We start from the raw sequence: 15,983 nt of genomic DNA on the forward strand, positions 1-15,983 counted from the left end.
TCAAAAACATCTAAAAGCATTTATTAAACGAGAATATCCTCAATCATGCCCGTGCTATCTCCAAAGGACTCTTGTCGAATGCCATTGGCGTTCAGCAGTGTGAGCCAAAGGTTATTCAATGGCGTTCCTTTGGGCATTATTTTATGCTCCCCTAGTTTGAGGATGTGCTTATTACCCGCCACTAGAACGGGACAATTTGTCAGGGTATGCGAAGTCGAAATATTTGAACCATAAACAAGTGTTGTCGTATCAAAAAGACTCTGTCCATTCACATCCTTTGTCTGTTTTAAACGATCCATCAAGTAGGCGAGAAGCTCACTTTGTTTTTCATCGCGAAGTTTAGAAACGGTCAAACGATCGCCTTTCCCATAATGACTCATATTGTGAGAAGTTATGCTCACATCTAAGCTTTGAAGCAGGCTCTCTACCGGCTGACGATAGGTGATCACCCGTGTCGAATCTGTTTGTAGGGCAGCTACGAGCAAGTCATACATCAGCTTAATTTCATCGTAGCCCTTGAGACCTTTTTGCGGTTCCTGCAAAGGTGCTTGGGGTTTAGGTTTTCCCAACCAAGACTTTTCCTTGGCTAACTGCAATTCTATTTCTCGAACTGATTCCAAGTATTCATTTAACTTATCTTTGTCTTCTGACGTGAGCTTTTGACTGAGTTTATTAGCATCAGCTAAAACGGCATCTAGGGAACTGCCTCGTTTGGAAATGAGTTGCTGTTTTTCCTCTATAGACATGCCCGCATTACCAAAGAGTTTATTGTAGACCAAAACGGGGTTTTGCATTCCTGCCATCGGTTTACCGCTCTGATTCCAAGACATCGAGAGTCCAGGACCATGCCCCGAAACGGAGGGCTTGGCGCAATCAAATTGCAAAGAAGAGAAACGATTGTTTTCTCCCCAAGCTTGAGCCGCGAGCTGATCACAAGAAATCGTATTACTAAAGCTCCTACCTGGAACGGCATAACGATTCGCACCCGTTAAAAACATTGTGCTACCCCAATGGCCCTGCTTATTATATTGGTGCTCGGTCCCAAGGATTAAACTGAAATCCTTTTTATGACGAGCTAAGGGTTTGAGTCCTTCGGAGAGCTCATACTCACTTCCCTGTTGACTTTTGTTAGGATACCAGCTCTGTTTTGTCACGCCCCAACCAAAAGAGAGGAAGAGCATCTTATGATTAATCTGAGTCTCTTTCACATCACCTTGAAGTGAGTTCATATAGGGCAGCGCCAAAGTTGTGCCTAAGCCCTTAAGAAAAAATCTTCTGTCCATCATATCACCTCTTCGTTTTAAATTCTTTCGATTGCACAATAGCGTGAATTAAGTTGCGCATACTAAACTGATCTTTTTTCATTTCTAAGTGTAAGTCATCCATTAAAGCTCGATCAGAAAAAGCTACTGGACGGCCTAGGCTATAGGATAATAAATTCCTAATAAGACCATAATTAAAGTCATCGGCACGATCGTAAATGATATCACGTAGTTCAGCATAAGACTCAAATGAGGGGCCTTTGTATAAAGATCCCGCAGGGTTGATCGCAATTTTAATTTTATTGAAATTGTCTTGATCACGCCAGCGCCCTGTGGCATCAAAATTTTCTAAGCCCAAGCCAATGGGATCAATTTTCTTATGGCAATGAGAACATTGAGGCTCTTCTTGGTGCACCTTCAAAACTTCTCGCACGGTTAATTTCTGACCTTCTAAACGACTGAGTTGAGGTACATTGGCTGGTGCGGGAGGCGGTGGATTATTTAAGAGTTTTCTCAGAACCCAAGTCCCTCGTTCAACGGGAGAAGTATGCTGACCATCGGAACCCATAGCGGCTATAGCCGTCATACTCATGAGACCACCCCTGAAGAAATTGTCTGCTACGTCAACTTTTCTAAACTCATCTCCTTCGACTCCCTCTATCCCATAATGCGTCGCTAACATGGCGTTTAAAATAAGGAAATCAGATTTGAGTAAATTCTTTGTGCTCAAGTTATTGTCCACGATATATTTCACCGTTTCATAAACTTCCTCAGCTGCGGTATCTCTCAATGTTTCATCGTAATTCGGGTATTTATGAGGATCAAACTGAAACAAGTATAGCCTCTCCATATCCAGCCATTGATAGACAAAGGATTGATAAAAGTTTTTTATCCGATGATTTGCCAGCATACGATCCACTTGTGCCTTCAAAACATCACCTTTCAATTCACCTTTCTGTGCGAGCTTTATCAACTCTTTATCGGCGGGTGAACTCCATAAAAAGTAGGCTAAGCGATTGGCTAACTCAACTTGATTCAATGATTTTTTCTCATTTTCTACCCCTGCTTCAGCAAGATATAAAAAACTGGGGGAGGACAAAATAATTGCTAAGGGTTCTATAAGAGCTGCACGGGCTTTCTTCCCAGCTCTTTTCTCATTCTCATAAATGACCACGAGTTTATCGATGAATTCTGTTGCAGGAGCATCCCCGCGAAAAGCTTCTCGACTAAAGCCTTCTAATAAGGATCTTACTTTTTCCTGATTCATGAAAACTTTCGTGGAAGTTAAAAGCTCTTGAACCTGATCTGTTCTCTTAAATTCTAAGGGACCTTCCCATTCAAGCCAATCAATCCAAAGGGCATGACCAGCTCCTGCATGAGTTTTCGTTTTTTTATCTCGACTTTTACTAAATTTGGCACGAGCCGTCCCCTCATTAGATTTTTCCGATAAAACTATACGGCGACTCCCGTCATTAACTTCTACAAGCGTTTCAATTATTTGAGGCTCCCTTGCATCGGCAGTGATATGGAAGCTATTCAGACGTTTGATTGCACCTTTATCCATTATATTGAGGTTCAAAAAAGTCCGTTCAGGATCGGCATCAGCTGTTTTGGCGACGCGGATTCTGATTTTATAAACCCCTTCCGCTACCCAGCTATGATGCATTTTTTTAGGATTCTTTTTGAGAGCCTTACTGACCCTTAAATCAACTGCGAGCTGAGGAATGGGTCGAAACAAAGAAAGTAAATAGCCCTCTTCACTCAGAGGATGATTAAAATACGTTTCAAAGGCAGGAAAAAAACGTTTGTAATCATTGGAAATAATCTCTGTCGCTCGTAAGTCCTTGATGCCAAAATCACTGGGCTTTAAACTTTTATCTTTTCGCGCTCGATAAGCTTCCACGCTCTTATATTCATTCAGTAATTTACCGCGCTGCTTTTTGATGAATTTATTTTTATTCTCGACTTCCACACGATGTTTAACGAGGCTTTGAGGCTGACTTCTAATAAATGCTTTCTCAATTGCGTCACGAGCAATAGTTAAATACTGATCCAATTGATCTGGCGACATAAATAGACCGCCGCCATCAGTATCAAAACTTTCTCCGGAGCGATCATCAGGAAGGTCTCCTACATCGACTGTGACTCCGAGAATAGCTTCGAGTGTATTGGCATATTCATTGCGGTTCAGGCGACGCATAATCACTTGCCCGCCTGAATCACTTAGAGTGCTGCGCGCTTCGACGAGTTTTGCAGAGAGCAAAGCCAAAAACTCTAACTTCTCTTTTGCAGGGGGCACGGGCTCTTCTTCGGGAGGCATTTCTCCTGATTGCACGGCATCGAGAATTTGTTGCCAATGATCGGCTTGCTGAACGGTGTTAATTTCTAGTGATAAATTATCTAAACGAACTTTGCCCTTTTGCTTTTTTTCATTGTGGCAATCGTTACAATGAGCTTCAAAGAAATTCCTGTAAACTTTCTCTTGAGCTCCCAGTAAGTTAAGGAAAATCAATATTATAGCAATAACTCTTTTACTCATTCGTATAATTCTCTATTTAGTACTTCTTCCATTAGTCCCATCATTAAAATAATAAAACCAAATAGGAAAAGTGACAATTAACAGATTTCCCACTTTTATTGACTTAGCTGCCTATAGAACTTTGAGCTTCTTTAGTGAACAAGGAGTGAATAAAGCCGGTTTTTGTCCGAAATAAGACGAATATTGGATATATTGAACGATTTCCGAGCAGGAACTCCTTAAAAACTCAGCTGTTTTGCAGTCTAAGGGAGAGAAGTCCGACAGGCTGCAGCTTAAGTCAACAAAGTATACTACAAAATATTATACGATATAAATACTTAAAAAATTACAGTGTAATTACAATTTCCAATGAAATTTTACAACATGCATACTACACAAATATAGATTAGTCTAAATACTAATGAACAAATTCTTAAAGAGAATTAATTTTCACTTCGAAGCTACTAAACTCACATTTGTTGGTAAATCAATTCCTGTATCTTTATTACGACGAAGCTTCCATACTAGCTTTTTATCACGACTTACTTCAAACATCGGGAAAGTGCTATTGTAAGCAGAAACAACAATATTACCATTGTCTCGTATCACAAAACCTCCTACATACTTTAAGCCTAATACAGGTAGATCAATCGACTGTAAGGACCACACAACTTTATCATTTTTATCAATTTCTATTAAACTGGCTCCATAGCCAGTTCCAACAAGTACATTACCGTTATCTAAAAGCTCTACACCATGAATGCGGTTAACTTTTGCTGGGAGATCAAGCTTATTAAGCTTAATAGTGCGAGTTAACATTCCCTGTTTATTTAAAATATAAACTTTATTTTGTCCACAAGCTGAAATGATATAGCCACCATCTTTTAATTTCCTTACAGTCTTCATCTGTAATCTATTTTCATATTTTAAAAAAGGAATTTTAATCATTCGGCGAATTTTTCCTTTCGGATTAAGCTCCAGTAGCACTTTGTTGACTCCTATAAGCATTCCACCATCATCTAGGGGTTGGCAAGAGTGAATTTCTAAGGGACGTTTCTTAGGCTCAAAATAAATAGTTCGAGTATTCTCATTGTCATATTTCCAAACTCCAAATGTACCACATACGATGGTAAATTTATCTGTTTTCCACACCTCTTGACACTTGCCATAGGAAGCCCATCGTTTCGTAACTTCTCCCTTTTGTATGTATTTACCCTGCTCTTTCAAATATTCTGTGACCAATAATTCTGGTACAAATTCTCTATTATACTCTAAGCCATCACTAGAAATAAATTCTAATTTTTCAGCGAAAGCAACATTTAATAATAGGATGAAAATTAAACACAATTTGGTACTTTTCATAATTCACTCACTTTTTATTTAAAACAAACTATATCTATACTAGAATTATTTATCAACTGGATTTATAATTAATTTTCTCGTAATATCTATTCAAGTAATAAATAGACAGATAAGACCATGTCTTGTTACAATTATATAACATGACAATTTAATCATTCGTAACAGCTTACCTAATAATAAATTACTATTAGTTGAATCCTTAAGCGATATTCATTTGGGTTTTACACCATCATGGAAACATATAATTCAAAAGTATTTTTGTGAAAAATCACTCGATTAGGTAGGGCTTACTGAATAATTGCGTTTTTTAGGAAGAATCTTTATACCAAGGCGAAGTCGTATTTAAATACCTCGAGCTACAGGCGCAATTATACTTACAAAAAACGGTTTATAGGGTTATTCATGCAAAGGCAAATTAAAAATAAGGTCTTTAGGCTTGCAGGGAAACAAGTGCTCCCCCAAAAAATCATTGATTAACAAAAATAAACAGCCCGTTCAGTAAACCCTAGGTAGGATAGAAGCCATGATACTTGGTATTCGAGAAGGAAGCCGTCCCTCTCGAGCTCTCCCTGTAAGAGTTTGCCAATCCTTGATGAAGCGACTAGGAGCTTTACCCCGCTTTATGAGTAAAAAAAAAGTAATATCGCTTACTTAAAATGAATTTTTCACTAAAAATCAGATCCAGTATTCTCGACTTAAATTGAGTACTCATAAAAAAATAGTCGCAATTGGACAAGTATATGACTTTCTGAGACATTTTTTAGGCAAGGTCATACTAGTATCTTTACTTATAAATAATTAAGAGCGACTATATGACTCAAAATCCCCCTGCAGAATTTATCATTGAAGAAAACGAAGGTCACATCACATCTCTCAAGCGCAAAAATGATCCTTTCGAAACCGAATTCATACGCCCAGGAAATAATTTAGGTTGCGTCAACCTTTCCTACAGGCATAAAGCTGACTGGATTCATTGCGATCAAACAGGTAGCGATGAGCTAACAGTCTCCAGTTCCTTTTCATCCAGTGGCCCACTCTTGGAATGGACTATTAAATTGAGTAATACGAGTCATTCGCCTCTAGAAATTGGCACACTCGAACTTCCCTTTCAGTTCAATGAAGAATACACCCGCAATCCGAAGGAATCTTTTGAAGGACGGGTTTTTAAACACAGTCATATTGCGGGGCATAATTCATTTATTTTCTGGCTACCCGTAGGCGGTATTGGGGCTCATTTACTCATGACTCCCACAGAAAACACCCATCTCGAATTTTTCGAAGCTAAAAATGGTATCTATGCAAGTGGCGGAGCGCTCTATAGCGCCTTCATTCATTCTAAAGCCCATGTGGAGAACTTGACCGGAACTTGGCGACAGGAGAATAGCAGTAAAATATTGCAGGCAGGGGAAAGTATTTCTTATAGCTTTCGCTTTCATTGGTGCGATAATTATAGCGACATCCGCAAAAAAATATACCAAAGTGGTGGCATAGACATTCGCATTGCTCCAGGCATGGTGATTCCCCGCGACCTCAAAAGCAAAATAGCTATGCGTTCTCAGCAAAAGATCACTCGCATTCAAGCCGAATTCCCCGAGGAGACTGAGATTTCTAAACTTCCAAAGCATGGTGAAAATGAAATTTATGAAATCAACTTTCAGAAGCTCGGCGAAAACAAACTCACTCTACATTACGGTGATCAACAAGAAACGATCTTAGAGTTTTTTGTTAGCGAAGATTTGGAAACCTTGATCAAAAAACGCGCCTCATTCATCAAAGATTTTCAACAACACAAAGACCCCACGAAATGGTATGATGGACTTTATAGTCTATGGGATGCAGGTGCAGAGGAAGGTCAACAAAAACTTGGTCCCGATAATCCCGGCAGCCAACATCCCTACTGTGTCAGTGGTTCAGATGATCCTTCCAATAGTAAATGCATGTACCTTTCCGAAAAAAACGTCGCATATCCAGATGCCGAAGAAATTGCATCTCTGGAATACTTTATCGAGAATTTTGTCTGGGGAAAACATCAACGCACTGACCAAGAAGACCCCTACCCCTACGGTATCTATGGATCGGACTCATGGCTCACAAATCGCAATTCAAGTAATGATCTCATTAAAGAATCCACTAGTCGTCCTCAAGAAGGTGGCAGTCAGTGCCGCATGTGGAGAACTTTTGACTACACAACTTATTTTGCCCTCTATTACAATATGTATCTCATCGGTAAGCAAAACCCTGATCTCATAAACTACATAACAACCGATCAGTATTTGGAGCGGGCTTACGGAACTGCTAAAGCCTATTTTGAAGTTCCTTACAATATCATGATGACAGGTGGTTGGGCTCATGAAGGTTGGACTGATTGGGCCTACACCTTGGGCAACTTCCACGAGAAATACTTACTGCCACTCATCGAAACTTTAAGAGCTGAAGGCCTTGACGACAAAGCAGACTATTTGGAAGGTGAATGGGACAAGAAAGTTAAATTTTTCCTCTATGACGATGATTACCCCTTTGTTTCGGAAATGCCCGTGGATTCCACTGCCTATGAGTCGAGTTATGCCATTGGCAAATATGCTCTCACTCGAAAATTAAAACCCGACCATCACCTTTGGCAGCACAAAAACACCGGTCAATGGTACTCTCATCCCGTCATTGATGAAGCTAAACACAAAGACTACTTGCATCGTCAGCTTATGGCCAACCTTGCCTGTCGTGGAGTCTTAGAGAATTCCTATTACCACTACGGCAGTGATTTTCGCGCCGTTGGCACTTCCAATTACACCATGAGTTACATGTCTCAAATGGGGGGCTGGGCGATTATGGATCAGGGACTTTATTTCGAAGAAAACAAATTTGATCTCATTCAACTCGGTTATGCATCGCTGCTTTGCTCGTGGGGGCTGATCAATAGCGGCACCAAGGAAAGTAATTACGGCTACTGGTACCCAGGTAAAAACAATGATGGCTCAGTCGCATGGGGCTTCATGCCCCAGATGCAGGGTTCAGAGTGGAACTCAGCCTGCAAAGATATGAGTCGTGGTGCTTGGGCAGTATGCGGAGAAATTGATCATGGCTTAACGGCGGGAGTTGAAGCGGCGGCTACCATTGTCGTCGACGACCCCAATTTTGGCTTTATTGCTTATGGTGGAGAGCTTGATGAAACAGCGCAAAAATTGCGCGTCATTCCGCGAGATGGGGTTCGCCGCCAGCTTCATTACATCAGCAAAAACCTTTCCTTTCATCTCACTCTAAAATCTGACGGTTTTAAAAAGGATGAGCCTATAGTTTTTTCAACAGAGCTCAATTCTTTGGAATTCACCTTAGAAAACCGTTCAAAGACAAGCCATGCAATCGACATCGAAGTCAAGGGCCTCAAGCCAGGTGATTATGAACTCTATAGTGATGATCAAGTTATTACATCCTTTATCGTTAAAGGTGAGGAAGCTCAAGGGCTCTCATGTCAGATTGAAGAAAACTTTGTCAATGTGAAGATCAGAAATATTTAGGTTCTTTCTCATTTTTTGTGGATAGATGCTCCAAGGAGTATTGTTAAGCTTATCAAAATAGGAGCTAATGATGACCGAACAACTTTTTGCAGAAATGTTAAATCTCGGGGATAAATGGGAAGTTAGTAAACTAGAAGTTTTGGCAGAGCAATCATGTATTGAAGTGACAATTAAAGATACAGCTAAACTTTTAGAAGGTATGGAATGCCCTTGTTGTAAGAGAACCGATTTAATTATAAAAGATCATGCAAATGAAAGGCTATGGGATCATCTACAAATGTGGACTTATAAAACTGTATTAAAATGCCGATTGCCTCGTGCCCTTTGTAAATCCTGTAAAAAAACGTGGACAATTCGAGCTCCTTGGGAAGGTGTCAATAAACATTCCAGTAAAGACTTTGAGGCATTAGCCTTGACCCTCATGCGTCATATGCCCGTGTCAAAAGTAGGTAAATTAATGAAAGTTGATGATCAAAAATTATGGAGGATTCTAAGAGTATATATTGATAAAGAACGGGCCAAACTTGACTGGAGTGAACTCACGAGAATTGGAGTAGATGAGTTGAGTATCGCAAAAGGTCATCGTTATGTAAGTGTTTTTGTGGATATGGAAAACCATAGTGTTCTATTCGCTGCAGACGGCAAAGATGCACAAGTTTTTGAACAATTCACCGAGGAACTTTACCTGAAAGACGGTCACCCTCATGCAATTACTGAAGTTAGCATGGATATGAGTCCCTCTTATAAAAGTGGCGTTGATTCAAATATGCGCAATGCTCGTAAAGTATTTGACTACTTCCATATTGCACAAAACTTAAACAAAGCAATTGGCAAAGTTTGTTCCAGAGAGCGCCGTACAAAAGGTGATATTCGAAACCTCCTAAAAAAGCCTCGTTTATTTCAAAAGAACAGAGACAAACTCAAGGAAAAAGATCAGCAAACTATAGAAAAATTAAAAGAGCTGAACACTGCAACAGCCATGGCATACCAAATGCGCTTAAGTCTCCAAGATATTTTTAAAACGAAGTCCGAAATCAAAGCTTTGTTAGGGTTAAAAGCATGGATATCTTGGGTTCATAATGAAGTTGAAAAAGAAATGTGGAAATACTTTTTAAACCCTCTAAAGAAATTTGCCGAATCTCTTACAAAACATTTTGATGGAATTATTGCTCGATGGAGGCACGGAACAAGTAATGCTGTATTGGAAGGAATTAATTCCGTTTTCTCAGCAGTTAAAAGACGGGCCAGAGGGTTTAGATCTAAAGAATATCTAAAAATGATGCTCTATTTCACTAAAGGAAATTTAACTGGGATACCAAACCTCATCCCCTCAAAGTGAGAAAGAACCAATATTTAATACACAACAATCTTAGGCTTAATAAATTAAAGCTTAATTTATCATAAATATTGACAAGTCTGTTACAAGCTTTTCATGAAAGTGTTACTTATAGTGTACTTCACTCACTTTAGCCATTTTTATAATTCCAGTTACAAGGTTCAATCATGATCAATCACGGTGTAGTATTTACTTTAAAAAGCGACTCTGTATTGAGCCTGGAAGCATTTTTAACTGAAGCGCTTAAACTCAAAAAAATTGATGGCCTTATGGATTTCCAAATTGTACGGGAAACTAGTCCTAAAAATAAGTTTGAGTTTGGTTTGTTTATGAAATTTAAAAACCCTAAAACCTACCAATACTACAATAACCATCCCGATCATGTGAGCTTTGTCCAGAACATTTGGATACCAAATGTAGAAGACTTCATGGAAATTGATTACGAGAAAATTCTATAATTTTTCTTTTTGCTGTAAGCTTAGTTATTTGACAGTGTATTTTAAATAACACGAATTTTAACCAAGGCTTATCATGAAGATTTTCCTCCTCCTTCTTTTTTTAATTACTGGCTCGCTCTACGCGTCTCAAAAACCCAATATCGTTTTTATCCTCGCCGATGACATGAATCGCGATAGCTGGGGTGTTTACGGCAACAAAGATTGCAAGACTCCCAATATTGATCGCATTGCATCAGAAGGCTTAGTCTTTCAAAATCTTTATGCCTCAGTGGCTATGTGTGCTCCTTTTCGTCAGGAACTCTACAGCGGTCGATCGCCTTGGCGAACAGGAACCTTGGCCAACCATTCGAAATCTACTGCAGATACCAAGAGCTTACCTCATTACCTCAAGCCCCTGGGTTACCGAGTTGCCTTACTGGGAAAAAGTCATGTGGGTCCGCAACAGGCCTACCCTTTCGAGAAACTCAAAGGGAATTCTAAAGACAATGATGCTAATGACCAGTTTCTTGCGAGTTCCGCAAAATTTATTGATTCTGCCACAAGTGAACAAAAACCTTTCTGCCTTTTTATTGCTTCTAGTGATTCTCACGCGCCTTTCACCACGGGTGATCCCTCACAATACTCCGCTGAAGCACTAACTGTCCCTACCTACTGGATTGATACTCCCGTCATGCGCGAAGCCATGGTTCAATACTATGCCGAGGTCAGTAATTTTGATTCCTTAGTAGGTCGCATCGAAAAGCTTTTAAAAGAAAAAAGCTTATGGGAAAACACTATTTTTATGGTGTGTAGTGAGCAAGGTTCACAGTTCCCCTTCAGTAAATGGACTTGCTATAATACGGGTCTTCACTCAGGCATGGTGGCGCACTGGCCGGGAGCCAAAACTAAGCAAGTTGATCAACTCATTGCTCTTGCAGATATTGCCCCGACGCTTGCGGAAGCCGCAAATTATACTGCACAAGAAAATGATTTTGATGGCTTAAGTTTCCTTAAAGCCATTCAAGGTGACAAAAAAGAAACCCGTCCATTTGTCTACGGAGCCTTCACCAACTGCAATATTATTGATAACCGCGAGCGTATCTTCCCTATTCGCGTCATTCGCAATAAAGAATTCACACTTATCTACAATCCCAATCATCAAGGGATCACTTCGAACGTCACCTTAACGTCTGCTCTTGAAGGTAAAGAACTTAAAAAGAAACAGAATCAAATAGATATCGCCTCTTCTTGGGTCGCCTTGGCGAATAAAAATAAAAAATATCAAAGCCGTGTCCATCAGCTCAACAAACGCCCTTTGTATGAATTATATAATCGCAAGCTCGACCCCTATGAACTCAACAATCAAATTGATAATCCCGAATACAAAGCACAAACCGAGGCACTAAAAAGTGCTCTCCAAAAACAACTTCAAACCTTGGGTGATGGTGATCCCATCGACACAGAAAAATCATTAGTGAAAAATAAAAAACGGAAATAAACATGAAGCTCTTTAGTCTACTCACTTTAATAAGTCTGCAGTTTTTAATGGCAGCCGACACCAGCAAACCCAATGTCATCATTATTTTAACCGATGACCAAGGTTATAATGACCTTTCCTGCTATGGCTCAAAAACTATTAAGAGTCCTCGTATTGATCAACTTGCCGAGGAAGGTTTAAAACTCACCAGTTATTATGTGGCCTCTCCCGTTTGTTCGGCCTCACGTGCAGCACTTTTAACTGGGCGATACCCAAAACTTGTGGGAGTCCCGGGCGTCTTTTTCCCAAATCGTGGGCATAAAGGCCTTGACCCCAAGCATCAAACGATTGCCAAACTTCTCAAATCGGTAGGCTACGCAACTAAAGCCGTTGGTAAATGGCATTTGGGTGATGAGCTCGAATTCCTTCCCACAAATCAAGGTTTCGACTCCTATTATGGCATTCCTTATAGCAATGACATGACTCCCGCTTTCAGCATGAAGTATTCAGAAAACTGCCTCTACCGCGAAGGCGTGGATCAAGAAGCTCTCAAAAAAGCTTTCGAAGCCAATAAAATCAAACCTGTTGGCATGAAAGACAAAGTGCCCCTCATGCGCAATGATGAATGCATAGAGATGCCCGCAGATCAAAGTACCATTACCAAGCGTTTTACCGACGAGAGTATTAAATTCATCGATGAAAGCACTGCATCTAACAAGCCCTTTTTCCTCTACCTCGCGCACAGCATGCCACATACACCTCTTTATGTTTCCAAAGATTTTGAAGGCAAAAGCGCTGGTGGAATCTACGGCGATGTGATCGAAGAAATCGATTATAATGTGGGCCGTATCATTGATCACCTCAATGAAAAAAATATCGCCGAAAATACTCTCTTTATCTACACTTCCGATAATGGACCTTGGTTGATCAAAAAATCTCATGGTGGATCGGCCCTTCCCCTTTTCGAAGGTAAAATGACGAGTTTCGAGGGTGGTCAACGCGTTCCAGCCATCATACGATGGCCCGCTAAAATACCTAAGGACTCTGTATCCAACGAAATGACTCTCTCTATGGATATTTTTCCCACTCTTGCTAAAATCACTGGAGCTAAAGCTCAAGATGCGGATTTAATCAATGGCAAGAATGCACTCGAACTTTATGAGGATCCTGCAAACTTTAAAACTAAGCACGACTACTTTTTCTACAGCCCACGTGCCGTGCGCCACAAAAACTGGAAGTATCACCAGCAGGAAACTTTCAAACTCAAAAGTACAGCTCGCAAAACTAAAGGCCCTAGCCTCTATGATCTTAGTAAGGATATTGGCGAAAGTAAAAACCTCATCAATGATTATCCCGAAATAGCCGCACAGCTTAAAAATGCCCTCTTAGAGCACAATAAAAAGAAACAATAGTATGAATTCATGAGAGAGTTAAAAGAGAAAACATTTTTAATGTCTCTCAAAAATATTGATATTCTGACCTAAGTTCATGAACTCGAGTGTATGATGACCATAAATGGGTTTAAGATTTAATGGAATCACATTGCTGAGGGCTTTCTTTCTTTAAAATAAGAGGAATCATAGAAAGCCTAAAGCTTTTATAGTCACAGAGAGTTTCATTTTGAATCTCCGGAGACTAAATTCTTAGATTCCAATAAGCTTCCTGATTCGGGTTTCTTGATAAAGCTAAATGATTAGAGGTTCATAATGAGTTCAGATAATAATACCAGTGCTTTCAAAACCATTAAAAACGAATCTGAACTTAATCTATGGAAAAAAAATAATTTAAATTCAGCTCAAGAAGATGCTCGTTATAGCGACTTATCTCTTCTTTCCTCCAATGAAAGTAGAAATACTTATTCAGCCTATGATAAGAAATTTAATCGTAGCGTCACACTCATTGAAGCTCTACCGGATACTCAGAATGAGATCGATTTCATCAATGAAATTTTATTTAGCTCATCTTTTGATCACCCTAGTATAATCAAGCTACTCGATTTTGGCGTTTGGAAAGAAAACACACCCTACTACACCATTCAACAGGGTGATTTTCAGCCTTTAAATGAATACATCGATAAGACTGATGATTCCGAAATCAAAAAGCTAACTCTTTTCTCAAAAGTCTGTGATGCCCTAAGCTATGCTCACTCCAGACAAATCACTCATCAAAAACTCGATTTAGAAAACATCCTACTGGGGCCTAATGACGAGCTACTCCTTGAGGGCTGGAAAATGGGCGAAAACATTGACACTAAGTCATGCGATGACTTAGCAAATGATGATGAGAATATTGATCAAGAAGCAAATGAGAAGACAAGCCAAGACGAAGAAAGCAATAAAGATGAATCTAGTAAGGACGAAGAAAGTAAAGCAGATGAGCCAAGCTCAACAGATTCTTCCCTAGATATAAAGCCAGACCTTGCGGCTCTCGGACTCATCCTCAAAAAACTCTATACCAAAACTCCCGAAGACGATCTCCCTGAAACTATCAGTGATGTGATTAGCCAATCAGCATCGACTGAAGCTGATCAAGCCTACCAAAGTGTTGATGAGCTCAAAAGTGACATGGACAATTTTATTCAGACTCGTATGGCACCCAAGAAAAGACTTGGCCTCTTTAGAGCTGCCATATCATTTTATTATGAATATGAAAATTTCTGTTTCCCCTTCATGCTCTTAGTTGTAGGACTTGTGGGCTATTCTAGCTATTCTTACAAAAAACTCTATGAAGCAAAAATAGTGCTAGATAAATCGTCAGCAGAAACAAAAGCAGAAAATAAGCACTTAAATAAAGTTCTAAAATATCAGATCAAGGCTAATGACAAGTACCTTCTCAAAGAACTTAAAACGGCGAAAGCCCTCATGGCTTTCCCTCATTATAGCAAATCTCCAAAGGCCGCCACACAGCAAGCTTTAGAGATTTATTTAAGTCAAAAAGACCTCAAAAAGTATCATAAAGAAATGTTCATGATACTCCTAATTCAACAAGATTTTAAAGCTATCTTTAAACATAAAATAAAAGTCCCTGGAGGACTCATGAGGCTTGCAAAAATGTCCTCCAATAAAGCAAAAGACGAAAACGGGATTCTGAAAAATGAAAAAGATTTCGTCAACATTCTTCATACAGCCAACAATTTACCTTTTGAACGACAAGAGTTTAAAGAGCAGTATATCGAAAGAGCCATCTTGTATAAAAACGAAATTGAACAAGAAACTGAAATATCTCCAATGGTTCTTAAGCAGTTAATTAGAGTGTGGAATCCAGACTGGTTGCTCAAAGATTTTTATTTTAATGCGAAACATAAAAGTCTGCGCCTCAAAGGCGCTTCGCTCACAAACCTTGTCGTTGACTCTCCAAACTCTATGGGCCAACCCTTCTTAAATTTCCTCAAATTCAATAATCTCGACATGAGACAAGCCGGCATAGAATCTTTAGATCAATTGGATGGTCAAATCATCAAAAGATTAGATATAAGAGAGACAGCAATTAAAGACTTCCCCATTCATGAAAACGCCCTCAAAGTCGAAACTCTTGTGATTACTCCAGGGCAATTTACTCAAGGGGCTTTAAAGCAAGTGCCTTCCACAGTAAATGTCATTCAAAAAAAACAATAAAGCCAGCTGTTAATCTCGAGTCATTTGAATATTAAGGATATTATTTTTAATCTCCTCCTCTTAGCTTATACTTAAGGGAAAATTTGGAGATTAACATGAAGCCCACCCTCATCATTGGCGCCAGTCCCCGTAGCTCGAGCTATGCCAACATGGCCATGCATGCTTTGAAAGAAGCAGGCCACAAAACCCTACTCTATAATCCCACTGGTCGCAAAGTTGATGATCGCGAGGTCTACACGACGATCAATGAAATTGATCAAGAAATTCATACTATCACGCTCTATGTTCGCCCCAGTCGCTTAGCTCCCATTGTCGAAGAACTCATTGCCCTCAATGCCGAACGCATCATTTTCAATCCTGGAACCGAAGATCCCGCAATCATTCAGGCTTTTCAAGATGCGGGCCTACAAGCCCTCGAAGCCTGTACACTCGTCATGCTACGAACTCAGCAATACTAAGAGTGTA

The 15,983-nt window shown here is 39.7% G+C and carries 10 protein-coding genes; 7 read left to right on the forward strand and 3 right to left on the reverse strand.

Annotated elements, in window-relative coordinates:
• Positions 1-23 precede the first annotated feature (23 nt).
• The 3 genes from LNTAR_RS06575 to LNTAR_RS06585 form a co-directional block, all read right to left on the reverse strand.
• A complete protein-coding gene (locus LNTAR_RS06575) occupies positions 24-1,286 on the reverse strand; it encodes a DUF1552 domain-containing protein (RefSeq protein ID WP_157473330.1) in 1,263 nt (420 codons plus the stop codon).
• Position 1,287: 1 nt separating this feature from the next.
• On the reverse strand, positions 1,288-3,801 hold the full coding sequence (locus tag LNTAR_RS06580) for a DUF1592 domain-containing protein (protein WP_007277881.1): 2,514 nt from the start codon (positions 3,799-3,801) through the stop codon (positions 1,288-1,290).
• Positions 3,802-4,230: 429 nt separating this feature from the next.
• Positions 4,231-5,142, reverse strand: coding sequence for a beta-propeller domain-containing protein (locus LNTAR_RS06585; protein WP_007277882.1), 912 nt, complete (start codon positions 5,140-5,142; stop codon positions 4,231-4,233).
• Positions 5,143-5,954: 812 nt separating this feature from the next.
• Between LNTAR_RS06585 and LNTAR_RS06590 the strand changes: the two genes are divergently transcribed.
• The 7 genes from LNTAR_RS06590 (at position 5,955) to LNTAR_RS06620 (ending at position 15,976) form a co-directional block, all read left to right on the forward strand.
• Positions 5,955-8,654 (forward strand): DUF5695 domain-containing protein, encoded by a 2,700-nt coding sequence (locus LNTAR_RS06590; protein WP_007277883.1) that lies wholly within the window; start codon positions 5,955-5,957, stop codon positions 8,652-8,654.
• Positions 8,655-8,721: 67 nt separating this feature from the next.
• Complete coding sequence (locus LNTAR_RS06595; RefSeq protein ID WP_238527726.1) at positions 8,722-9,993, forward strand: ISL3 family transposase; 1,272 nt, start codon at positions 8,722-8,724, stop codon at positions 9,991-9,993.
• Positions 9,994-10,157: 164 nt separating this feature from the next.
• A complete protein-coding gene (locus LNTAR_RS06600) occupies positions 10,158-10,448 on the forward strand; it encodes a Dabb family protein (RefSeq protein ID WP_007277885.1) in 291 nt (96 codons plus the stop codon).
• A gap of 73 nt (positions 10,449-10,521) precedes the next feature.
• Entirely contained in the window at positions 10,522-11,925 is a 1,404-nt protein-coding gene (locus LNTAR_RS06605; protein ID WP_007277886.1) for a sulfatase family protein, read from the forward strand.
• A gap of 2 nt (positions 11,926-11,927) precedes the next feature.
• Positions 11,928-13,316 carry a sulfatase-like hydrolase/transferase gene (locus tag LNTAR_RS06610; protein WP_007277887.1) on the forward strand — a complete coding sequence of 463 codons (1,389 nt, stop codon included), beginning with the start codon at positions 11,928-11,930 and terminating at the stop codon, positions 13,314-13,316.
• 294 nt (positions 13,317-13,610) lie between these two features.
• Positions 13,611-15,518, forward strand: coding sequence for a protein kinase domain-containing protein (locus LNTAR_RS06615; protein WP_007277888.1), 1,908 nt, complete (start codon positions 13,611-13,613; stop codon positions 15,516-15,518).
• A 95-nt stretch (positions 15,519-15,613) separates the two neighbouring features.
• The gene (locus LNTAR_RS06620) at positions 15,614-15,976 is read left to right on the forward strand and encodes a CoA-binding protein (RefSeq protein WP_007277889.1); all 363 of its coding nucleotides are present in this window, start codon (positions 15,614-15,616) and stop codon (positions 15,974-15,976) included.
• Positions 15,977-15,983 lie beyond the last annotated feature (7 nt).

This window comes from Lentisphaera araneosa HTCC2155, assembly GCF_000170755.1.
GTDB lineage: Bacteria > Verrucomicrobiota > Lentisphaeria > Lentisphaerales > Lentisphaeraceae > Lentisphaera > Lentisphaera araneosa.